This is a genomic window from Pseudomonas sp. NFIX49, assembly GCF_900115915.1.
GTDB lineage: Bacteria > Pseudomonadota > Gammaproteobacteria > Pseudomonadales > Pseudomonadaceae > Aquipseudomonas > Aquipseudomonas pharyngis.
The window spans coordinates 120,788-143,697 of record NZ_FOYE01000009.1 but is presented as its reverse complement, the minus strand read 5'-3'; the positions used below and the strand labels follow the sequence as shown (position 1 = coordinate 143,697).

Sequence of the window (22,910 nt, the reverse complement as noted above, 5' to 3'; positions counted from 1 at the left end):
CACAACGTCGTGAGGAGCATGAGTACGGCAATTTCGGGATGAGCGTCCCGGACACCCATTTGGGACCACTGATGAGGGTAATAACTGTGCTTGAAGCCTACCGCAAACATATCGAAGAGCGTGCAGCCCTGGGTATCGTTCCCCAGCCGCTTAACGCCGAACAAACTGCAGGCCTGGTCGAGCTGCTGAAGAATCCTCCGGCTGGCGAAGAAGCTTTCCTCGTTGACCTGATCACCAATCGCGTACCACCAGGAGTGGACGAAGCCGCCTACGTCAAGGCCGGTTTCCTCTCCGCACTGGCCAAGGGCGAAGTCTCCTCCCCTCTGCTGGACAAGAAGCGCGCTGTAGAACTGCTCGGCACCATGCAGGGCGGCTACAACATCGTGACCCTGGTTGAACTGCTGGACAACGCCGAGCTGGCGCCAGTGGCCGCCGAGGAACTCAAGCACACCCTGCTGATGTTCGATGCCTTCCACGACGTGGCTGAAAAGGCCAAGAACGGCAACGTTCACGCCAAGGCCGTGCTGCAATCCTGGGCTGACGGCGAGTGGTTCAAGAAGCGTCCGGTGCTGGCCGACAAGATCAGCCTGCGCGTCTTCAAGGTGACTGGCGAAACCAACACCGACGACCTGTCCCCTGCTCCTGACGCCTGGTCGCGTCCAGACATCCCGCTGCACGCCCTGGCCATGCTGAAAATGGCCCGTGACGGCATCGTTCCGGACGAGCAAGGCAAGACCGGCCCGATGAAGCAGATCGAAGAAATGCGCGGCCAGGGCTTCCCTATCGCCTACGTCGGTGACGTGGTCGGTACCGGTTCCTCGCGTAAATCGGCGACCAACTCGGTTCTGTGGTTCTTCGGCGACGACATCCCTTACGTGCCGAACAAGCGCGCTGGCGGTTTCTGCTTCGGCAGCAAAATTGCCCCGATCTTCTACAACACCATGGAAGATGCCGGCGCACTGCCAATCGAGTTCGACGTATCGAACATGAACATGGGCGACGTGATCGACCTGTACCCGCACGCAGGCAAAGTCTGCAAGCACGGTACCGACGAAGTCATCACCACCTTCGAAATGAAAACCCCGGTCCTGCTGGACGAAGTCCGCGCCGGCGGCCGTATCCCGCTGATCATCGGCCGTGGCCTGACCGAGAAGGCTCGCGCCGAACTGGGTCTGCCAGCGTTCGACCTGTTCAAGAAGCCGGAAGCACCGGCTGAAAGCACCAAGGGCTTCACCCTGGCGCAGAAAATGGTCGGCAAGGCTTGCGGTCTGGCAGAAGGCAAAGGCGTTCGTCCTGGCACCTACTGCGAACCGAAGATGACCACCGTAGGTTCTCAGGACACCACCGGTCCAATGACCCGTGACGAACTGAAAGACCTGGCGTGCCTGGGCTTCTCCGCTGATCTGGTGATGCAGTCCTTCTGCCACACCGCGGCTTATCCAAAGCCGATCGACGTGACCACCCACCACACCCTGCCTGACTTCATCATGACCCGCGGCGGTGTTTCCCTGCGTCCGGGCGACGGCATCATCCACTCGTGGCTGAACCGCATGCTGCTGCCGGACACCGTCGGTACCGGTGGTGACTCGCACACCCGTTTCCCGATGGGCATCTCGTTCCCGGCCGGTTCCGGCCTGGTCGCGTTCGCCGCTGCCACCGGCGTCATGCCGCTGGACATGCCGGAATCGATCCTGGTGCGCTTCAAAGGCAAAATGAAACCTGGCATCACCCTGCGTGACCTGGTTCATGCCATTCCTTACTTTGCCATCCAGAACGGTCTGCTGACCGTCGAGAAGAAAGGCAAGAAAAACGCCTTCTCCGGCCGCATCCTGGAAATCGAAGGCCTGGAAGGTCTGACCCTGGAACAGGCGTTCGAACTGTCCGACGCCTCGGCCGAACGTTCGGCTGCCGGTTGCACCATCAAGCTGTCGAAAGAGTCGATCACCGAGTACCTGCAGTCCAACATCACCCTGCTGCGCTGGATGATCGGCGAAGGCTACGGCGATGCGCGTACCCTGGAGCGTCGTGCTCAAGCGATGGAAGCCTGGATCGCCAACCCGCAGTTGATGGAAGCCGATGCCGACGCCGAGTACGCCGAAGTCATCGAAATCGATCTGGCCGATATCAGCGAGCCTGTACTGTGCGCGCCGAACGACCCGGACGACGCCCGTCTGCTGTCCAGCGTTGCTGGCGAGAAAATCGACGAAGTGTTCATCGGTTCGTGCATGACCAACATCGGTCACTTCCGCGCTGCCGGTAAACTGCTGGATCAGGTCAAGGGTCAGCTGCCAACCCGTCTGTGGCTGTCGCCGCCGACCAAGATGGACGCTCACCAACTGACCGAAGAAGGCTACTACGGCATCTACGGCAAGGCCGGCGCCCGCATGGAAATGCCAGGCTGCTCGCTGTGCATGGGTAACCAGGCACGCGTTGAGCCGAACAGCACCGTGGTGTCGACCTCGACCCGTAACTTCCCGAACCGTCTGGGCGACGGCGCGAACGTCTACCTGGCTTCGGCTGAGCTTGCGTCCGTTGCTTCGATCCTGGGTCGCCTGCCGACCGTCGAGGAGTACATGGAATACGCTGGCAAGATCGACAGCATGGCGGCCGACGTTTACCGCTACCTGTCCTTCGACCAGATTGCCGAGTTCCGTGAAGCTGCTGCGAACGCCAAGATCCCGGTCGTTCAAGCCTAACGCTGCAACGCAATGAAAAACGCCGCCCATCGCGAGATGAGCGGCGTTTTTTTATGCCTGCTGAACGGCTGGCGCTGATCGTTCCCACGCTCTGCGTGGGAATGCCTCTTGTGACGCTCTGCGTCACGGTTCAGGACGCAGAGCGTCCTTGGCTGCGTTCCCACGCAGAGCGTGGGAACGATCATCTTGGAAGCGAACCTGCCCGCGAAGATCGCAGGCACAAAAAAGGCCGACCCGCGAGGCAGATCGGCCTTTGTGTTTCACAAGATCAATCGGGATCTGGTGTTGAACCTCAAGCCGTCAGCGAATAGATCAACGCCGAAATCGCCACCAGACCCACTGCGGTGACAAACACGTTCGACATCTGCCCACGATAACGGGCCATCGCCGGCACTTTGCGGATCGCGTACATCGGCATCAGGAACAGGATCGCCGCGATGACCGGGCCACCGATGGTTTCAATCATGCCGAGGATGCTCGGGTTCAGGGTCGCCACGATCCAGCACACCACCAACATGAACGCCGCCACGATGCGGTCCAGCGCCTTGGCGCCCGGACGCTTGCCGCTCTTGACGATCAAGCCCTTCAGGCCTTCGCTGGCACCGATGTAGTGGCCGAGGAACGACTTGGAAATCGCCACAAACGCAATCAGCGGTGCCGCGAACGCGATGGTCGGGTTGCTGAAATGGTTGGCCAGGTACGACAGGATCGACAGGTTCTGCGCCTTGGCTTCGGCCAGTTGCTCCGGCGACAGGGTCAGCACGCAGCTGAACACGAAGAACAGCACCATCACCACCATCAGCAGGTGCGCGCGAGACAGGATCTGCGAGCTGCGCTCATCCGCGTGAATGCCGTAACGACGCTTCTGATCCACAGCAAACGCCGAGATGATCGGCGAATGGTTGAACGAGAACACCATCACCGGAATCGCCAGCCACAACGTGTGCAGCAGCGCGGACGGTGCCGGCACTTGCGAAGCGGTGGTCAGGATGCCGCCGTTCCAGTGCGGAATCAGGTACACCGCCAGGAACAGCAGCGCGACGATGAACGGATACACCATCAGGCTCATGGCCTTGACGATCACTTGCTCGCCGCAGCGCACCACGGCCAGCAGGCCGAGGATCAGCACGAACGACAGCAGCGCGCGCGGTGGCGGCGTGATGTGCAGTTGGTGCTCGAGGAAACTGGCGACCGTGTTGGTCAGGCCAACGCTGTAGATCAGCAGGATCGGGAAGATAGCGAAGAAGTACAGCAGGGTGATCAGCGCGCCGGCCTTGATGCCGAAATGCTGTTCCACCACGTCGGTGATGTCGGCGCCTTCGCGACCGGAGAGCACGAAGCGGGTCAGACCGCGGTGTGCGTAGAACGTCATCGGGAACGCCAGCAGCGCGAGGATCACCAGCGGCCAGAAGCCACCCAGACCTGCGTTGATCGGCAAAAACAGGGTACCGGCGCCGATGGCCGTCCCAAACAGTCCCAACATCCAGGTAGTGTCATGGCGATTCCAGCTCGACAGTTCGGCTGGTGCTGCCGCCTCAAAGCGTTGTTCGACGCTATTGGCCTGATCATTCATCCGGTCGGATCTCCGCATTCCGGTCACTTGCCACTCGGTCAGGACGCGTCGGAAAAAACCGACAGACATGCTCCGGCCGAAACAGGGGCGCGATTCTCCGCGATAAATGAGCAGAAGCAAAGACTTAGCTGAGGAATGGTTGTGCGGAGCAGATCGGAGGCTTGTCGCTTTTGGGAAAAAGACTGTCGGCACCAGATACGCCAAATGTCGTTTTATGGCATGCGCAGGCGCCGAATGAGCCATGGGAAAGCCCGATCAGATCAATCGGGCCAATATGAAGCCAAGGGACATGCAGAAGATGCCGAAGCCAAATAACCCCAACATCGGAAGCATTTCACCTTTGTGTTTGATGCGCATTCTTTCGACCCACTCATCGTGCTCTCGCTCTGAGCGTTCCATTCTGGCCTTGCGGTCATATGTACTCATGCTGATCTTCCTCTGGGTTCCCTGGGCCTGACTGTTTTGAAAGGCGAACACTCAAAATTTGAAAAAAAATCCTGCTACTGCAGTGAATGCAGTCAACACCCCACCAAATACCGCGACTGGATACAAGTTTGCCTCCCACCTCAGCTTCTTTTCCTCCGCCAGCAGCTTTTGTCTTTCAGCCACGAGCTTTCGTGACTCATGTTCCAACCTGTCGAGTTCCAGACTTTCACGATCGTTATGAAGCATTGGCCTTCCTTGGCTGATGGCAATTTCCGTCCGGGTTGCCGCTCCGTCCTGAAGAGCGCATCCCGTCCTGCTCTCTATGGTTCCGCGCTTCTCACCCCGCCGTATAGCGGATGAATCCGGCAGCACTCGTAGGCAACATCCGTAAATCCCGCAGGACGGTGCGTCCATTTCCTAACGTTTTTAAACAACCTCACTGACCGGCATTTTTCGGCTATACCCAATGGCGAATTGACTGACATTCCCGTCCAGTCCCCCTCGCCTGTGGAGCCATCCCATGCCCCTCGTCCGCGTCGACATCAAGAAGAACCCGGACCCGACGTTCGCCAAACGCATTGGCGAAGTGATCTACGCCGCCCTGCGCAGCGAGATCAATGTGCCGGAACACGACAACTTTCAGGTGCTGGCCGAGCACGACGACCAGCACTTCGTCTATGACCCGCAATACCTGGGGATCCAGCGCAGCGACGGCATCGTGTTCATCCAGCTGACCATCAGCGAAGGCCGCACCGTCGAGATGAAACAACGGCTGTTCCAGACCATCGCGCGCAACCTGAACCAGCAACTGGCCGTGCGTCAGGAGGATGTGTTCATCAATCTGGTGGAGGTGAAAAAAGAGAATTGGTCGTTCGGCAACGGCATCGCCCAGTATGTGACCTGATCCTGTGACCACGGGCGCCGGCCTCACCTTCTGACGAAGCACCCGCGCGCTCCCCGCATCAGCTCCTACACTGCCTGATGCGGGGCCGCGCCAGCCATTGCCAAACCGCTCTGGAGTCAGCACTCTGAACCGACTTTTGCGCCCGAAGACCGACGATCACAGGAGCCGAGCAATGCCCGCCACCGTTCTGGTACTGGTTGAAACCATCAATGACTATTTGCCGATTCTCGAACATCAGGGTTTTCACCTGATTCTTGCACCGACCCCTGCCGAACGCGCGCAAGCCATCGCCACCCATGGGGCGCGGATTGACGCGGTGCTGACCCGCGGCCCGCTGGGTTTATATGCTGAAGAGATCGCCGCATTGCCCGCGCTGAAAATCATCTGCGTGATCGGCGCCGGTTACGAGCAGGTCGACCTGCAGGCCGCCAGCGACCGGGGTCTGATCGTGACCAATGGCGCCGGCGTCAACGCTTCGTCGGTGGCCGACCACGCCATGGCCATGCTGCTGGCGCTGGTGCGGGACATTCCGCGCTGCGATGCGGCGGTGCGTCGGGGCGAGTGGCCGAAAATCATGCGCCCGTCGCTGGCCGGCAAGCGCCTGGGGATTCTCGGGCTGGGTGCGGTGGGGATGGCGATTGCCAAACGCGCGGGCCTGGGCTTCGACATGGAGATCAGCTACCACAACCGTCAGGTGCGCAGCGACGTGCCTTACGCGTTCTGCTCGACCCCGACCGAACTGGCCCGGGCCTCGGACTTTCTGGTGGTTGCCACGCCCGGCGGCATCGGCAGCCAGCATCTGGTGACCCGCCCGGTGCTTGATGCCCTGGGGCCCAATGGTTTCATCGTCAACATTGCCCGTGCCAGCGTGATCGCCACTGCCGACTTGATCACCGCACTGGAACAACGTCGAATCGCCGGCGCAGCGCTGGATGTGTTCGATCACGAGCCACAAGTGCCCGATGCGCTGAAAAACCTCAGCAACGTGCTTCTTACCCCTCACGTCGCCGGGTTGTCACCGGAAGCCACCCAAGGCACCGTTGAGCTGGTGGGCAAGAATCTGATGGCGTTCTTCTCCGGGCAACCGGTACTGACGCCGCTCCAGCTACCGCCGAAACTCAACAACCAGCGCGTGCACTAAAGCACGCCGAGCAAGGTCCACAGACGCCGGGATTCGGCGTCTGCCGAAATCAACTCGCCGAGCAGCTCGCTCAACGGTTTGTTGCCCCACTCGACCCCGCGCCGGATCAGATACGGCACCGGGCTGTGGGGTTCGGTGCGGGCCAGGTACTCGGCGATCAACAGCAATTGCCGATAAGCCTCTTCGCGGCTGGCCGGTTCGCGATTCACTGGAGCTGCTTCGGGCGCGGTCATGACAGAAGCTTCAACCGGAGAGACCGCGACCGGTGCAGGCGGCGGTGCCGACAGCGGTTGTTGTGGGTGCATGGCGATAAACTCCTGAACCAGTGTCAGCAACGCTTGAAGGGTGTCCTGCAACGGCCCGAGCCCCGGTCCCTGATCTCCCAGATACGCATCGCACCAGGCATCGAGACGCTGCAGGTGTTGCAGGCTCAGCAGCAGATTGCCTTGATGGCGCAGCCAGAAGGCCATGGGCGTGGTCCGCACCTGCTCGATGAGTTTCTTGTGTTCGCTGCGCGCAGTTTCGGCTGACGCCTTGGCGCCTTTGGAGTCGTTGGCCTGCACCTGCTGCATCTGAATCCGTCGCCAGGTTTCGAGGGTATAACCCTCAAAGTCGCTGTTGTGCGTGCCAAATAAAGGCACCCGGGTCAGCAGCACTTCACTGTAGCGACGCACCAGCCACTCCAGCGGAATCGCCCGCCACGACTGGTCACCGTCATCGGCCTGCGGGTGCAACTGTTCGGGATAGCGCTCACACAGACCGGCAATCAGCGCCAGACTGCCCGGCAGTCCATCGAGTGCCTGCAGGTGCAGCCAGGCCTCGCCCAACCAGGCGCTGAGCATCAGGTCCTTGCTGCGCTCGAGCAATAGCAGGGTGGTCAGCCGCTCGACTTCCGGCCAGTTGGCCCGTTTCAGGGTCGACTGCCAGACGCCGGTGGGCAAACTCGCGTCGTCCTCACGGCGCAGATCGCGCAACTGGTCGTACTCGCGCTCATAGCGCAGGTCCGCACCACAGGGCGCGTCGTCGCTGATGGGCGCAAGCAACTGATCGATCAGGTCAGGCAATGGGATCGAGGGCAGGCTCACAAATCCTCCTTCTGCGATTCAAGGGCGGCGGTGGTACCGGTCACCTGGAACGGCGAACGCGGCGCACGGGTCGGCAACGTCGGAATCGACAACGGCAGTTTCGAGCCCTGGCTCATCAGCGACACGCGCACGAACATCCGGGTGAATTCGCTGGTGACGCTGTCATTCTGCGCGGTCACCGGCAGACGCAGGCTCAACGGAAAATCGGTGTAATCCATGCTCGGCTGACGTTGCACCGAGAAGTGCGCGCGCATCAGGCGCAGCAGCGACCACGGCCCGCCATACTCCCAACCGGCCTCCAGATCGCGCACCACCAGGTTCGGTTGCAGCGGGTCGTTGACCGGACGCTCCTTGCCGTTGCGCGCCCAGCGCAGGGTCAGGCGGATCGGCTGACCGGGCATCCAGCGCAGGTTCGGCTGGTCGGCAGCGGGATAGCTGATCTGCTGATTACCGGCCAGCAAGCCCCAGGCAATCACCTGATCGGCGCCCTTCTCTTCTTCGCGATCGGTGCGCCAGCGCACGTCGAGTTCGACGCCGAGAATCCCGCTCTTGTCCCGCACGAACAGCGGCGTCAGCCAGACGCTGGCCTGTTTCACCCGGTTGAGAAAATCTTCCGCCGCCAGCCGCTCCGGGGTCTGGCTCAGAACCAGTCCGGCCTGAGCCACCGGCAAGCACTTGTCGATGATTTCCAGAAAGTGCTGAACCCGCGCCGGGTCGGCATCCTGAGCCTGAACACCGTTGGCAAAAGGAAAGCGATCGGCCAAGTACTGATTGAAATAGCCGGCCAACTCGTTCCACGCGGCGGCTGCCTGTTGCTGTTGCAGGAGCTGGCAGCGTTGCAGGGCCGACTGCTGCAGCTCCACCGCACGCATCGCCAGGGTGCCACGCCCGCCGGTCAGATTGGCGGTCTGCAACACCTGCACGCAGGAGCCGGTGTCCATTTCAATGAAGTCGCGGCTGACCAGTTGCTCGATCTGCGCCGGTGAACTGGCGGGGTTGGAATCCTTGTACTTGAGCAATTCGTCGTTGAGCGCGCTGAACTGGGTCACGCGCTCGTAATCCAGCGCCGACAGATTGCCCTGCTGGGTCTTCAGCCACTCCAGCGCCGGAGCGCGACGCTCGGTGATGCCGAGCATGGTGTTGAATTGCTGCTTGAGGCTCAGTTTCAGATCCTGCACATCGCTGGCGCCATAGAGTTGCAGGCCGAGGTTTTTCGAGCCGTCCCACTGGCTGATTTCCGTACGGCCGCCGAACAGCGGCTGCGCGGTAATTTCATCCAGCCCGCCGACAATCTGCGCCATCGCCCGGCGGTTCAACGCCCCTTGCAGACGCGCCGCCAGATCACTGCGATGCACCTCGACAAAGGCCTTTTGCAGGTTCATTGCCTGCACCGCCTGCACGTTGAACACCGCGTAGGCATGAGTCTGGTCATCGTGATCCTTGAGGCTCAACCACATCGCCTGCGCCGCGGCGGTTTCAGCCGCTTGCAGCAATGCTTCGCGATAGGCCGGCGGAATGCGCGGCAGCTCTTCGGCAACGTAAGTTTTATAGCTGGCGAAATAATTCAGAGACACGTTGAGGTCATCGCCGTCCACGGTCTGACCTTGCCGATTGACGCTGTTCTGACTGGCGCGCAGGGCAATCGAGACAAAGTCGCGCTTGAACAGGGCCTGCACCGCATTGTTGAGCTTGACCACCTGATCCTGCAGCGCCAGTTGCCCGCTGCCCTGCTGCACCAGCAGATTGCCCCGCGAACCCACCTGGGCGATCCATTGATCGCGAAAACTCTGCTGCAACTTGCCGGCCTGCGCATCAAGCTGCTGCTCTACGGGCGGGCCCAGCAATGAACTCTTGCGCACCTTGTCGAGAAATTCGCGATAACCCGGCACCAGCTCCTGACCCTTGCCGCGACTCCAGGTCGAGTTGGTCAGGGCGATCGCCGCTTGCAGGTCGTCGATCAGGGCGCGCAGGTCTTCCAGTTCGGTGAGGCTGTTGCCACTCCCGGCTTCAAGCTGTTCCAGATGCAACTTGAGGTAGCCGGCCTTGCTGACGAAGTTGTCGGCCAGAAAATACTGATCGAGCCAGCGCTCCATCAGCCCGGTGAAATTACTCACGATCAACGGCCGTTCAACGCTCAGATCCAGAGCCTGGAAGTCGCCGCCATCACTGGCTGCGAGCAGCCGGTTGTAGTAGGCGGCATGGGGCAAGGTGCCGGCGTTGAGGTTGAGTGACAGCGCGCTGTTGCTCAGCTGCGCCAAATCCTCCAGCGGCGTCCGCTGATTGTTCTGTACCTGGGCGAACAACTGATTCTGTTGTTCCAGACGCAAGGCCCGCTCGACCAGATCCGTGGCCTTCTGATAATTCTGCCACTGCGCCGGGTCTTCGCTTTCGACGCTGGCGCGCCGGTCGGTGGCGCGGATCGCCTTGATTTTCGCGAGCTCCGCGACCAGCAGATCGTGCAGCGGTTGCAGCATGTGGCGCTGGGTCGACCTGAACACTTCCTGTTCGAGTCGCCCGTCCAGCGAGGAAAACCATGACGTCGGAAAGGCCAGCGAAACGTAGTGCCAGTGCGGCGCCCGTTCCAGCACCCGCCAGAAGTTCTGCACGTTGCGCCGGGTCGGCTCGACCCGATGCTCGTCGTCGGTGACCGCCACGTAATTTTTCTGCGCGCCCTGCAGCAGCCGCGCCAATTCATGGGCGTCCTTGACCGACGCCTGCCAGACCCAGAGCATCGCCACCGCCCACACCACCCCGACCACCAGCGCCACCCCGGCGGTGACTCGCTGCCAGCGCTGGCGCAGGCGCAACAGGCGCGGTACGCCCTGGGCCAGCCCGCGTTCGCCGACTATTCGCTGACGCCACAACTGACGGACAAATGCACTTTGCTGCAGACCGCTGTCACCGGCAGAAAAGCCGTCCAGCGCATCGTCGGCCGGCTGATTGGCCGTCAGGTAAACGCCACGAAAACACGGTGCCTCACCCTGAGCATTGCCTTGAAACACTGGCTCCAACACGCTCTGCAAACCTCGGCGCAAGGTTTCAAGGCGTTCCGGCAAGGCGTACAGATCCGCACTCAAATGCCCGGACAAGGTGCCGATTTCGATCACCGCTTCCGCCACCGAACGGTGCAGCCGATCCAGCGCCTGATCGCTCCATTGCCCCTGCCACACCGCATCGCGGGCATAGGGCGACGACCAGCCCAGGGTGCGATCGCGAGCCTCGTCCGGCAAGGCGCTGATCAGTTCCTGAAATCCCGGGAGTTCTTCCAGCCCGGTGATGACCACGTACACCGGCAGGCTCAGACCAAAGCGCTGCAACAGATCGATGAAACGCCGACGCGCCGCCAGCCCCAGTTGCGTAGCCTGTTCCAGATTGCTCAACCGACTGACCGGCACCGTCCAGATCACCCCGTCCAGCGGGCGCTTGCTGCGCAGGCGCAGGATCAACCCGAGCAGACGCCACCAGCCGCCGCGTTGCAGGTGCATGCCGTCTTCCGGCAAAAACAGTGCTTGCGGCACCACCAATACCGCGCCTTCGGAGTCCGACCACCAGCGACCGAACCACGCCGGTTTATCGGTCGGCTGCAAACGCCACTGGGTGGCAAGTTGCGCGCCCTGGGTTTCATCGCCGAGCATCAGCAGCCACGGCATCTGATACCGGTCGTGGGCGCCCTGCTCCTGTTCCATGTGCCGCACCGCAGCGTAGAAACTGCGGATCGCCGCGCCGCTCTGGGTACGCAACCACCACACCGCCACCGCGATGATCACCAGCAGCAGAAGGATGACGACCACCCAGGCCACGATCGTCAGGCTACTCATGAGTCTTGCTCCGGCGCCGCCAGCGTGTCGGGCGCCTGCAACACCGGCTCCAGTTCCTGACGGATGTCACGCCACAGAAACTGCCCGAGCCCGGTCAGCAGCAGAATCATCGCCAGAATGCCCAGCGCCAGACGAAAGCCATCGGGCAACGCCGTGCGCACCGGCAACTGCAAGGGTGTCGCCAGCGAAGGCTGTACCAGACGCTGGCTGACACCCGCGTAATCGGCCTCGTCCTGCCAGGCAAACGTGAACAGCGCCCGCCGCCATTTCTCTCGCTGCACCTGGCCCTGCTCACCGCGCAGGCGTCCGTGAAAACCGAGGATCAGACACTGCAAATACACGTTGGCCAGATCGCGGGTGGTGGGCTGCTGTTCATCGAGCAGGGTCTGGATCGCCGCCGGCACTTGCTCGCCGGCCTGACGGCTGGAATACAGTCGCGACTCCAGGGGCTTTTCCTGCCAGGCACTCTGGCCCGGCCACGGGCTGAACAGCAGGGTTTCATCGACCAGCGCGACAAACGCGTACACCAACGCCTTGACCTGCTCGGTCGCCGAATCGCCGACCCGGGCAAACGCGGTGCGCCACAACCGTTGCGAAGCCTGGGTCGAGAGTTCGACCACGGTTTCGACCAGCGCCGCTTCGTCCTCGCTGTCCTTGGGCAACTGGCTCCAGTCATGCGACCACTGCTGCCAGGTGTGGCGGAACGCACTGCTCAGCGGAGCGTCCTGCAACCCGAGGCTTGCGGCACTTCCTTGCGACATACGACGTTCCTTGTGTGATCAGGCACGTTCACTGTTCTGGGCGACAAACAACACTACTTGCCACGGACTGCTGGTCAGCCGGGTGGCCGGCGCGGCGATCATCAGCGGCAGTTGCGCATCGAACCAGCTACCTTCGGCGGTCACCACGAACAACCGGGTGTCGTCGCCGACGCTGTAGGCCACCTGCTCGCTGCGGCTCATGGCCTGATGCGTCAGACCGCTCATGCGTTGACGGCTGAGCAAGGTAATGTGCGGAGCCGAGGCGATGATCGCGCCGCGCAGCCATTCGTCGGCCGCCTGCTCGCTGGCGCCGTTGGGCATGCGCAGGCCGATGACCAGACGCTGGCTCGGTTGCTCGTCCGGCAACTGAATGGAAAAACTCTGCTCGCCGCGCTCGAATGCGATGCTGCGGTAACCGGCGCGGATCAGCTCCAGGGTGTTTTCCAGCCAGTCGAGCAGCGGTTCGTAACCGCGCTGCAATTCGAGAAAATCCAGTGGAGCAAAAGCCGGCACGCCCGCCAGCGGGTCCAGCGCCGACCACGCACCGGCGAGTCCCAGCAGTTGCACATAAATGCTTTGCGGATGAGCGACACGGCTGATCAGCGCCCCTTCCACTTCCGGCAACCGCGCCCACAACGCCGTCATCTGCCGACGGATTTCCAGCGCGTCATCCTGATTGCCGGCCTGTTGCGCCTGGCGCAATCGCCCGCCGAGAAACAGGCACTTCTCCCGCGCCCGCGCGCAGAGCCCGGCCACCCGCCGACCCAATGGGGATTCCGGCAACAGGACCGGTGTCGGCGGCGTATACGGCAATGGCAGGAAACCGCCGCCCTCCTTGCGGATTTTCAGCAGCGGCAGGCAGATCGAATCGGCCTTGTTCAGTTGCGTGCACAGCCGTGGATTGGGGCGCCACACCGTGATCGATTCAGGAAATTCACCGCTGGTGAGATCCGGCAATGCCTCGCCGACCACCGATTGCAAACGTCCCTTGAGCGGCAACAACTGACCGGCGCGCCACAGCGGACTGATCGCCAGATAAACCGTCACCGTCGCATCCTCCGTGGCGTCGATCGCGGCAGCGACGTCCAGCTCCAGCGTCGGGTCGACGCCGACTTGCAGATTGACCGGCAGACCGTCCGGCATCGTCCCCTGTAACGACAGCACCCGCACCACCCCGGCGCTCATCGCCGACGGGTCGAACTCCATGTGGCTGACGCCGAAGAACCACGGATTGCACGACTGAGCCAGATGCGCTCCAAGGGCCTCGGCCCGCAGGCCCTGTAACTGAAAATGCTGGGGCAGCAATTGCATGCCTTCATGCCAGCAGACCGCGTCAGGTAGCAGACTCATACGACTCCCTTCGACTGCACCGCGAACCGGCGGCGGACGGTGTGTTTCAGTTTTCCTTGCTGACCAGGCTCATCTCGCGACTGTCGAACTTGAGCCATGCGTCGCTCTGATCGTCCAGCCGCAGGCGGTGCGCTCCGGGAGTGTTATAGCTGGCGAAGACCAAAAGTCCAGCCGCCCGCTTGCCCCCCAAAGGGAACGGCTGGCGGTCGATGAATTGCCCCGGCACCAGCTCCAGTCCCCACACGCTCATCAGCTGACGATAGTCGCGCTGGTACTGCTCGCGCTCGGCAAACCACTGGCGGGCACTGATGCCCGACAATTGCTTGAGCAGATCCGGATCGTTGACCGCGATGAAATCCACGGCGATCGGGGTGTCGTCATTGGCCTTGGGGGCGACGTCGAGGGTCAGGCTGTCGAGATCGACTTTCGGCCCGAAAAACGAACAACCGGCGAGCAGCGCAAACCCGATTGTTAGAAAAAGTCGTGCAGACAAAATGAATTTTCCTTTTCGCCAGTCAGTCCAAAAAAGTTTTTCGCTTGCATTTTTATAGACCTGTTCTAGCGTCTTGGGTAGTTCGGTTCCTACAGCCGAATGAGGAAGGTTTGTCAAAGGAACGACAGGTCATCTGCCACCCTTTCTAACCTGTGGTCCAGCAAGGGAAAGCGATGAACGGGCCTCCCCGATGCATTGCGCCCGCTCATCGCATCGGAGTCCGCCGACATGGCAGAAAGTACCCAGCACAAGCTCGACCGGGTTCGCCCGCCCCGCGTGCAAATCACCTATGACGTCGAAATCGGTAATGCCATCGAGAAAAAGGAATTGCCGCTGGTGGTCGGCATCCTGGCCGACCTCTCGGGCAAGCCGCTCGAACCCTTGGCGAAACTGACCGAACGCCGTTTCACCGAAATCGACCGCGACAACTTCAACGACGTCCTCGCCTCCATCGCCCCCCGCGCCACGCTGCAAGTCAACAACACCCTCAGCGGCGACGACAGCAAGCTCAATATCGAACTCAACTTCAAGCACATCGACGACTTCGACCCGGTCAAGGTGGTGGAGCAAGTCACGCCGCTGCGGCGCCTGTTCGAAGCCCGCCAGCGCTTGCGCGATCTACTGACCAAACTCGACGGCAATGACGATCTGGACAAGCTGCTGCGCGACGTCATCGCCAACACCGAAGGCTTGCAGGAAATCAAGTCGGCCCGCCCGGACACCGCTGTCCCGGCCGCTGATGCCGAAGCTCCGGCCGAACCGCAAGCCTGATCGTCCACCTGACCGAGGAAGAATTCGCCATGCCCGCCGCCGCCCAGAATCAAGCCAGCGAAAATGCTGCTGCCGAGACTTTATCCCTGCTCGACCGAATCATCGCCGAGGGCCGCATGGCCCATGACGACAGTCAGCAGGATTACGCCCGCGACATGCTCGCGGAATTCGCCACCCAGGTACTCGACGAAGGCATGGCCATCGACAAGGACACCGTGGCGATGATCAACGACCGCATCAGCCAGATCGACGAGCTGATCAGCGCCCAGCTCAACGAAGTGCTGCACCACCCGGACCTGCAAAAGCTCGAAGCGTCCTGGCGTGGCCTGCACATGCTGGTGCAGAACACCGAAACCAGCACCCGGCTGAAACTGCGCCTGCTCAACGTGACCCAGAAAGAGCTGCAGAACGACCTGGAAAAAGCCGTCGAGTTCGACCAGAGCGCGCTGTTCAAAAAGATCTATGAAGAGGAGTACGGCACCTTCGGTGGCCACCCGTTCAGTCTGCTGGTGGGTGACTACACCTTCGGCCGTCACCCGCAGGACATCGGCCTGCTGGAGAAACTGTCGAACGTCGCCGCCGCTGCCCACGCGCCGTTCATTGCCGCCGCCAGCCCGCGCCTGTTCGACATGAACAGCTTCACCGAACTGGCCGTTCCGCGTGACCTGTCGAAAGTGTTCGAGAGCCAGGAGCTGATCAAGTGGCGCTCGTTCCGCGAAAGCGAAGACTCACGCTACGTCTCTCTCGTGCTGCCACACTTCCTGCTGCGCCTGCCTTACGGCCCGGACACCTCGCCGGTGGAAGGCATCAACTACGTCGAAGACACCAACGGCACCGACCACAGCAAATACCTGTGGGGCAACGCCGCATGGGCGCTGTCGCAACGCATCACCGAGGCCTTTGCCAAATACGGCTGGTGCGCGGCGATCCGTGGCGCTGAAGGTGGTGGCGCAGTCGAAGGCCTGCCGGCGCATACCTTCCGCACCAGCTCCGGTGATCTGTCGCTCAAATGCCCGACCGAAGTGGCGATCACCGACCGCCGCGAGAAGGAACTCAACGACCTCGGTTTCATCGCTCTGTGCCACAAGAAGAACAGCGACATCGCGGTATTTTTCGGCGGCCAGACCACCAACAAATCCAAGGTCTACAACACCAACGAGGCCAACGCCAACGCACGGATCTCGGCGATGTTGCCATACGTGCTCGCGGCATCGCGTTTCGCCCACTACCTGAAGGTGATCATGCGCGACAAGGTCGGCAGTTTCATGACCCGCGACAACGTCCAGACCTATCTCAACAACTGGATCGCCGACTACGTACTGATCAACGACAACGCACCGCAAGAGATCAAGGCGCAATACCCGTTGCGTGAAGCGCGGGTGGACGTCACCGAAGTCGCCGGCAAGCCCGGTGCCTATCGCGCAACGGTGTTCCTGCGGCCGCACTTTCAGCTTGAAGAGCTGACCGCATCGATCCGTCTGGTCGCGACCCTGCCGCCTCCGGTAGCAGCCTGACCTGTCTGCGCCCGCAGGATTTTCCTGCGGGCGCTCCCCCGTTTGCCTGGCACGACACCTTTCAGGAGTTTCAAGCGATGGATGCAATCATTCTCGACCTCGGCGGCGACATCAAAGGCGACAGCCTGCTCGAGGGCTACAAGGACAAGATCGAAGTCATGTCCTACAGCCACAACGTGGCGATGCAGGTGACCAACGACGTCAGCAACTCGGAGCGTACCTCCGGCCGGCCGCACATCGGTGAATTTACCCTGACCAAATTCATTGACAGTTCGACCCCCTCGCTCAACGAGTATTGCTGCGCCGGCAAGCCGATCCCGGAAGCCAAGATCACCATCGGTCGCAACGCCGCCGAAGGCAGCGGGCAGATCATGCCGTTCATCATCTACACCTTGACCAACGTGGTGATCTCAAACGTCAGCGTCAGTGGCGGCACCGGTGGCAAACCGGTGGAGACGCTTTCCCTGAACTTCACCAAAATCAAATGGGAACTCACCGCGCAAAAGGACGACGGCACCAAGGAAGGCACCGCCGGCACGGTCTGGGACCTGGCGGCGAACAAGGCCAGCAAGTAACCGGACGCAACGGCCATGGCAGGCACGGGCATTCTCCCGCCGCTGTTCGAACGCATCGCGTCCAGCGAGACGGACGTCGTGCAGGTGTTCGATCGCCAGGACCTGCTCGATTCGGTGCACACCGAACTGGCGCGCCTGTTCAACACTCGCCGTGGCCCGCGCACCCTGACCTCCCCGCCCAGCGTCATCGATTACGGCATCGCCGACTGGAGCGCCCTGCAACAACAGCGCAGCGATGACCGTCGTCGGCTGGCGCGGGACATTCGCGAAGCCGTCACCCATTTCGAACCGCGTCTGCTGCTCGGCGAGGTTCAGGTCAATCCCCTGCCCGAGCATCCGCAGCGCCTGAGCATTCGCCTGCTCGGCGAGTTGCGCAGCGGCTCGCAGCACTGGCCGGTGGCCTTTGTCATCGAGCCCGGCAATGAAGGGCTGGAGGTGCGCCATGAGCGACTCGATTGACCCGCAACTACTTGACTACTACCAGCGCGAACTGACCTGGCTGCGACACGCCGGCGGACAGTTTGCCGAGCGTTATCCGAAAGTCGCGCGACGTCTGGAATTGTCTCCCGGCGAATGCCCGGACCCGCATGTCGAACGATTGCTGGAAGGTTTCGCCCTGCTCGCCGCACGTCTGCAACGGCGGCTGGATGACGACTACGCCGAGTTCAGCGACGCATTGCTCGAACAGCTTTATCCCTTGGCCATGCGCCCGCTGCCGTCCTGCGCCATCGTCCAGTTCGAGCCGGATCCGAGCAAGGGCAACCTCGACGGCGGCTATCCCCTGCCCCGGGACACGCCGCTGTTCGTCACCACCAGCAAGGGCGAAAGCATTCACTTTCGCACCAGCGCCGCTGTGCGGTTGTGGCCGGTCGAAATCAGCGAAGCCTTGTTGCTCGGCAGCGATGAAGCGCAGGCGCTGACTGGCGTTGCGCAGTCCCGCTCGGCGCTGCGCCTGAGCCTGCGTTGTCTCGGCGACAGCCAGTGGTCGGAGCTTGGCATCGACCACTTGCGCATTCACCTGGCCGCGTCACCGGTGGTCAACGCCAGCCTTTATGACTTGCTCGGCGCCCACGCGGTGCAAGTGTTGGCCGGCTTGCCCGGGAGCACTCCTGCCAGCGTGAAAGGCCTGCCGAAGATCGTCGGTTTCGCCGACGACGAGGTGCTGCTGCCGGACGAAGACGGCGTGCATCCAGGTATGCGCCTGCTGGCCGAGTACTTCGCGTTCCCGGACAAATTCCACTTCTTTGATCTGCCACTGTCCGGCGTGTCGAGTGACAGCCAGACGCTGTATCTCTACATCGTTTTTGATCGGGCCCCGGCCGGCCGCTTGCACTTGCAGGCCAGCGATATCGCGCTGGGTTGCGCACCGGTGATCAACCTGTTTCCGCGCACTTCGGAGCCGCTGCGCCCGGACGGCACCCGCAGCGAATACCGACTGATCGCCGACAGCCACCGGGAAAACAGCGTCGAAATCCACAGCATTCGTAGCATCCGCGCCAGTTCCGCCAGCGGTGTGCAACGCCTGCCGGCGTACTACGGCAGCCAGCACAGCAGCGGTGACCGGCAACGTTACTGGCATGCGCGACGGGTCAACGGACAGACGCCGAACCGGCTCGGCAGCGATCTTCTGGTCAGCATCGTCGACACCCGTTTCGAACCGCAGACCGACCTGCCCGATTACAGCCTGACCGCCGAATTGCTGTGCACCAACCGGCATCTGGCCCAGAGCCTGCCCGCCGGTACGCCGCTGGGTTTCGAACGGCCGGGCCCGGTGGCGTGGGCACGTCTGCGCAATCCGCCGAGTCCGCAAAGTCTGCCGCGGCTGGACGGTGATTCGCGCTGGCGGCTGGTGTCGCAACTGACCCTCAATCATCTGTCGCTGGTCGAAGGGCCGCAGGCGCTGGATGCGCTGAAGGAAATCCTGACCCTGCACAACCTGCGCGATGAGGCCAGCGCCCTGCGCCAGATTGAAGGTCTGCTGAGCCTCGGTTGTGAACGAGTGATCGGACATGTCGGCGCCGATGCCTGGCGCGGCTGGCGCAACGGGCTTGAAGTGCAATTGCAGCTTGATCCACAGCATTTCGTCGGCAGCAGCGCGGTGTTGTTCTCGGCGGTGCTCGCGCAGTTCTTTTCGGTGTACGCAACGGCCAATCGCTTTGTGCGCACGGTGCTCATGCAGGCAGACAAGGAGGTCAAGACATGGCAACCCCAAGCCGGCATGCCCCTGTCGCTCTGACCCTGAGCCAGCGCCTGCGCCGTGATCCGCAGGCGTTCGAATGGTTGCAGGCGTTGCTGTTGCTGGAGCGCGAACAACCCCAGGCCGACTCCCTTGGTACGGGTACATCGCCACAGGCCGAAGCGCTGAAATTGCGCGGGCCGCTGACGCCGTTGTTCGCCGCCAGCCAGATCGAAAGCCTGGAGGAAAACCCCGGTGAACCGCTGACCCTGAACTCGCCGATGTTCGGCCTCGGCGGCCCCGACGGCCCGCTGCCTTACGCCTATCAGGAATGGCTGCAACAACGGGCACGAGCCAAGGATCATGCGCCCGCCGAGTTCCTCGACCTGTTCCAGCATCGGTTGCTGAGTCTGCTGTACAAGGTGATGCGCAAACACCGGATCGCCCTCGGTTTCACCACGCCCGGCGCTTCGCCGGTGCAGGCGCAACTGCGGGCGCTGACCGGGTTATTGCCCAAATCCCTGCAAGAGCGCCAGGCGATTCCCGACTGCGCCGTTCTGGCATGCACCGCGTTGTACGCCGATGGCCGCCGGTCATTGGCGGGGTTCGCGGCGATTGTCCGTGAGCAGTTTACCGTGGCGGTGGAACTGAGCGCTTATGAAGGGGCGTGGCGTGAGATTCCACGCGCCAGCCGCAGCGTCATGAAGGCCGGCGGACGCAATCTGCAACTCGGCCGCAGCGCTGTCGCCGGTACTCGGGTCTGGGATGAACATGCCGGAGTTCGTTTGACGCTGGGGCCGTTGTCTTCAGCGCAGGCTGCGCGATTCTTGCCGGATGGTGAAGCGCATCCGGCGCTGGCCAGCCTCGCTGCGCTCTATTTCGGCCCGGATCTGGACGTGAAACTGGTGCTGCTGGTGCGCGGTGCGGGGCCACTGCAACTCGGCCGACAAACCCCGGCCCTGTTGAGCTGGAACGGTGGCCTGCAACGTCAGACCAGCCTGGCCGTGCAACGGATCGAAACCCGCCTGCGTCAGCTGGAGATCACCTGAAATGGAACTGGCCAGCCTGATCGGACGCCTCAACCCGGACAACCGCCGCGCCCTCGAACGTGCCGCGCAACGGTGCTTGCAGCGCGGGCATCACTTTGTCGAGATCGAGCATCTGTTGCTGGAGTTGCTGGATATCGAGGGCGGCGATTTTGCGTTTCTGCTGCCGCGTTTTGGCTTGGAACGGGATGCGCTGACGGCGGAAATCAACAAGGCGCTGGACTTGTTCAAGGCTGGCAGCACCCGCACACCAGCGCTGTCTTCGCACACCCTGGGATTGCTGGAAGACGCCGTGGTACAGGCCAGTGTGTTGGGGATCGACAGCATTCGTTCCGGGCTGCTTTTATTGGCGTTGATCGACCGTGACGAGCGCCGCAGCTTGCTGCTCAACAGCGCGTCGTCATTGCTGCGAATTCCGAAAGAAGCCCTGCGCGCGAATCTGCTGGAGTGGACAGAAAACTCCCGCGAGCACGTTGGCCCGCGCACTTCATCTTCGGGGAGTTCAACGCCACGGCAAGACTCGGTGCTCGATCAATACACCCAGGACTTGACTGCCGACGCCCATGCCGGGCGCATCGACCCGATCGTCGGTCGCGATGGTGAAATTCGCCAGTGCATCGACATTCTGCTGAGGCGCCGGCAGAACAACCCGATTCTGGTCGGGGCACCGGGCGTAGGCAAAACCGCCGTGGTCGAAGGTCTGGCGCTGCGCATCGCCGCCGGGGATGTGCCACCGTCGTTGCAGGACGTCAGTTTGCGGGTGCTCGATCTCGGTCTGTTGCAGGCAGGTGCCGGGGTCAAAGGCGAATTCGAACAGCGGCTCAAAGGTGTGATCGACGCGGTTCGCAGCGCCGACAAGCCGATCATCCTGTTCATCGACGAGGCCCACACGTTGATCGGCGCTGGCGGTGCCGAAGGCGGCAGCGATGCGGCCAACTTGCTCAAACCCGCGCTGGCCCGAGGTGAGTTGCGAACGCTGGCCGCCACGACCTGGATGGAATACAAAAAATATTTCGAGAAAGACCCGGCCCTCGCCCGCCGTTTTCAACTGGTGCAGGTGGAAGAACCGGACGAAATCACCGCCGTGGAAATGCTCCGTGGCGTCGCCGCCAAACTCGAACAGCACCACGGCGTGCAAGTGCTGGATGCGGCAATCCACGAAGCGGTGAAACTCTCCCATCGCTACATCTCCGGTCGCCAGTTGCCCGACAAGGCCATCAGCGTCCTCGATACCGCGTGCGCCCGGGTCGCCCTCGGCCAGCACGACGTGCCGCCACCGCTGGAGAGCCTGCGCCATCGTCAGCAAAGCCTCAAAGAAGAAGTCGAACGTCTGCGCCGGGAACAGGCCACGGGGCTCGATCACCGCGAGCGCATTACCCTGCTGGAAAGTGAATCGAAGACCAACGTCCAGGCCATCCGCGAACTGGAAACCCGTTGGGGCGAAGAGCGTGTCGCCGTGCGTGAACTGCTCGACACTCGCCGCGAGTTGCTGGCATTGAGCGAAAGCGCCGACAGCGACAAGCCCGACGAAGCCATCGACAGTCGCATCGACCACCTTGCCGCCGAACTGCTGCGCCTGGAAGCCGGACTCGATGCGATCCGTCAGGACGATCCGCTGGTGCCCGAGCAGGTCGACGGCAAAACCGTCGCCGCCGTGATCGCCGGCTGGACCGGCATCCCCGTCGGCAAAATGCTCGCCGACGAAGCCCATGCCGTGCGCACTCTCGGCACACGCATGGGCCAGCGAGTGATGGGCCAAAGCACTGCGCTCAATACCATCGCCCAACGATTGCAGGCCTATCGTGCGGGGCTCACCGATCCGCAGAAACCGGTCGGTGTGTTCCTGCTGGTCGGCCCCACGGGCGTTGGCAAAACCGAAACCGCGTATGCGCTGGCCGACGCGTTGTATGGCGGCGAACGCAATCTGATCAGCATCAACCTTTCCGAGTATCAGGAAGCCCACACCGTCAGCCAGCTCAAGGGCGCCCCGCCCGGTTACGTTGGTTATGGAAGTGGCGGCGTGCTCACCGAAGCCGTGCGGCGCAAGCCGTATTCGGTGGTGTTGCTGGATGAAATCGAGAAGGCGCACCCGGATGTGCTGGAAGCGTTTTACAACGTGTTCGACAAGGGCTTGATGGAAGACGGGACCGGGTTGGTGGTCGACTTCAAGAACACCGTGATGCTCGCCACCAGCAATGTCGGCGCTGAGTTATTGCTCGATACACCGACTGCACAACTCGGCTCGGAAGCGTTCAACGAAGCACTGCACAAAGTCCTCCTGCAAGCCTTCCGCCCGGCGTTTCTGGCGCGCATGACGGTGGTCGCGTATCGACCACTGGATGAGCAGACGCTGGAAGGGATTGTGCTGGCGAAGCTGGAAAAACTGCGGGGCCGTTACAAGGCGGCTACCGGCAAGCAGTTCGAGTTTGATTCGGGAATCGTCAAAGCCGTGCTCGCCAAATGCAGCGCGGCAGGCGCGCGGGATGTCGAGAATGTGTTGATGACGCAGGTGACAGGGAAATTGGCGGAGTGGGTGTTGGAGTAGGGAAACGCTATTAGCCAGTCACAGCATTGCAGGCAC

At 62.1% G+C, this 22,910-nt stretch carries 18 protein-coding genes; 10 read left to right on the top strand and 8 right to left on the bottom strand.

Annotated elements, in window-relative coordinates:
- The first annotated feature begins 86 nt into the window (after positions 1 to 86).
- Positions 87 to 2,696 (top strand): bifunctional aconitate hydratase 2/2-methylisocitrate dehydratase, encoded by a 2,610-nt coding sequence (gene acnB / locus BMZ46_RS24515; protein ID WP_039767143.1) that lies wholly within the window; start codon positions 87 to 89, stop codon positions 2,694 to 2,696.
- 292 nt (positions 2,697 to 2,988) lie between these two features.
- Here acnB and BMZ46_RS24505 read toward each other — a convergent pair whose 3' ends face one another.
- From BMZ46_RS24505 to BMZ46_RS24495, 3 genes are all read right to left on the bottom strand, one after another.
- A complete protein-coding gene (locus BMZ46_RS24505) occupies positions 2,989 to 4,269 on the bottom strand; it encodes an HAAAP family serine/threonine permease (RefSeq protein WP_064597506.1) in 1,281 nt (426 codons plus the stop codon).
- Between the two features lie 255 nt (positions 4,270 to 4,524).
- Positions 4,525 to 4,695: a hypothetical protein gene (locus BMZ46_RS29420; RefSeq protein ID WP_166742324.1), complete on the bottom strand. Its 171-nt coding sequence runs from the start codon at positions 4,693 to 4,695 to the stop codon at positions 4,525 to 4,527.
- A 51-nt stretch (positions 4,696 to 4,746) separates the two neighbouring features.
- On the bottom strand, positions 4,747 to 4,941 hold the full coding sequence (locus tag BMZ46_RS24495; RefSeq protein WP_074688773.1) for a hypothetical protein: 195 nt from the start codon (positions 4,939 to 4,941) through the stop codon (positions 4,747 to 4,749).
- 274 nt (positions 4,942 to 5,215) lie between these two features.
- Here BMZ46_RS24495 and BMZ46_RS24490 point away from each other — a divergent pair, with 274 nt between their 5' ends.
- Both BMZ46_RS24490 and BMZ46_RS24485 read left to right on the top strand, forming a co-directional pair.
- Positions 5,216 to 5,599 carry a tautomerase family protein gene (locus BMZ46_RS24490; protein ID WP_007958838.1) on the top strand — a complete coding sequence of 128 codons (384 nt, stop codon included), beginning with the start codon at positions 5,216 to 5,218 and terminating at the stop codon, positions 5,597 to 5,599.
- A 172-nt stretch (positions 5,600 to 5,771) separates the two neighbouring features.
- Positions 5,772 to 6,740 (top strand): 2-hydroxyacid dehydrogenase, encoded by a 969-nt coding sequence (locus BMZ46_RS24485; protein WP_039767151.1) that lies wholly within the window; start codon positions 5,772 to 5,774, stop codon positions 6,738 to 6,740.
- On the opposite strand, the gene tssA is transcribed toward BMZ46_RS24485, so the two are convergent.
- From tssA to BMZ46_RS24460, 5 genes are read right to left on the bottom strand one after another with little or no spacing between them, the layout of a single operon-like run.
- Positions 6,737 to 7,825 (bottom strand): type VI secretion system protein TssA, encoded by a 1,089-nt coding sequence (gene tssA, locus BMZ46_RS24480; RefSeq protein WP_074688775.1) that lies wholly within the window; start codon positions 7,823 to 7,825, stop codon positions 6,737 to 6,739. The two genes, BMZ46_RS24485 and tssA, sit on opposite strands and share 4 nt — an antisense overlap.
- A complete protein-coding gene (locus BMZ46_RS24475; protein WP_074688777.1) occupies positions 7,822 to 11,643 on the bottom strand; it encodes a type VI secretion system protein in 3,822 nt (1,273 codons plus the stop codon). The genes tssA and BMZ46_RS24475 overlap by 4 nt, the downstream gene beginning before the upstream one ends.
- A complete protein-coding gene (locus tag BMZ46_RS24470; RefSeq protein ID WP_074688779.1) occupies positions 11,640 to 12,404 on the bottom strand; it encodes a DotU/TssL family secretion system protein in 765 nt (254 codons plus the stop codon). Before BMZ46_RS24470 ends, BMZ46_RS24475 begins: the two co-directional genes overlap by 4 nt.
- An 18-nt stretch (positions 12,405 to 12,422) precedes the next feature.
- The gene (tssK, locus tag BMZ46_RS24465; protein ID WP_039767161.1) at positions 12,423 to 13,754 is read right to left on the bottom strand and encodes a type VI secretion system baseplate subunit TssK; all 1,332 of its coding nucleotides are present in this window, start codon (positions 13,752 to 13,754) and stop codon (positions 12,423 to 12,425) included.
- Between the two features lie 46 nt (positions 13,755 to 13,800).
- The gene (locus BMZ46_RS24460) at positions 13,801 to 14,247 is read right to left on the bottom strand and encodes a hypothetical protein (RefSeq protein WP_039767163.1); all 447 of its coding nucleotides are present in this window, start codon (positions 14,245 to 14,247) and stop codon (positions 13,801 to 13,803) included.
- A gap of 228 nt (positions 14,248 to 14,475) precedes the next feature.
- On the opposite strand from BMZ46_RS24460, the gene tssB reads away from it, so the two are divergent.
- The 7 genes from tssB (at position 14,476) to tssH (ending at position 22,874) form a co-directional block, all read left to right on the top strand.
- Positions 14,476 to 15,018 carry a type VI secretion system contractile sheath small subunit gene (gene tssB / locus BMZ46_RS24455; RefSeq protein ID WP_007958861.1) on the top strand — a complete coding sequence of 181 codons (543 nt, stop codon included), beginning with the start codon at positions 14,476 to 14,478 and terminating at the stop codon, positions 15,016 to 15,018.
- Between the two features lie 29 nt (positions 15,019 to 15,047).
- Complete coding sequence (tssC, locus tag BMZ46_RS24450; RefSeq protein WP_039767165.1) at positions 15,048 to 16,532, top strand: type VI secretion system contractile sheath large subunit; 1,485 nt, start codon at positions 15,048 to 15,050, stop codon at positions 16,530 to 16,532.
- 77 nt (positions 16,533 to 16,609) lie between these two features.
- Positions 16,610 to 17,107, top strand: a complete 498-nt coding sequence (locus BMZ46_RS24445; protein WP_025111453.1) for an Hcp family type VI secretion system effector — start codon at positions 16,610 to 16,612, stop codon at positions 17,105 to 17,107.
- 15 nt (positions 17,108 to 17,122) lie between these two features.
- Positions 17,123 to 17,566 carry a type VI secretion system baseplate subunit TssE gene (tssE, locus tag BMZ46_RS24440; protein ID WP_074688781.1) on the top strand — a complete coding sequence of 148 codons (444 nt, stop codon included), beginning with the start codon at positions 17,123 to 17,125 and terminating at the stop codon, positions 17,564 to 17,566.
- Positions 17,550 to 19,343, top strand: coding sequence for a type VI secretion system baseplate subunit TssF (gene tssF, locus BMZ46_RS24435; protein WP_074688783.1), 1,794 nt, complete (start codon positions 17,550 to 17,552; stop codon positions 19,341 to 19,343). The genes tssE and tssF overlap by 17 nt, the downstream gene beginning before the upstream one ends.
- Positions 19,307 to 20,332, top strand: a complete 1,026-nt coding sequence (gene tssG, locus BMZ46_RS24430; RefSeq protein ID WP_074688785.1) for a type VI secretion system baseplate subunit TssG — start codon at positions 19,307 to 19,309, stop codon at positions 20,330 to 20,332. Before tssF ends, tssG begins: the two co-directional genes overlap by 37 nt.
- A gap of 1 nt (position 20,333) precedes the next feature.
- The gene (gene tssH, locus BMZ46_RS24425; RefSeq protein ID WP_074688787.1) at positions 20,334 to 22,874 is read left to right on the top strand and encodes a type VI secretion system ATPase TssH; all 2,541 of its coding nucleotides are present in this window, start codon (positions 20,334 to 20,336) and stop codon (positions 22,872 to 22,874) included.
- Positions 22,875 to 22,910 lie beyond the last annotated feature (36 nt).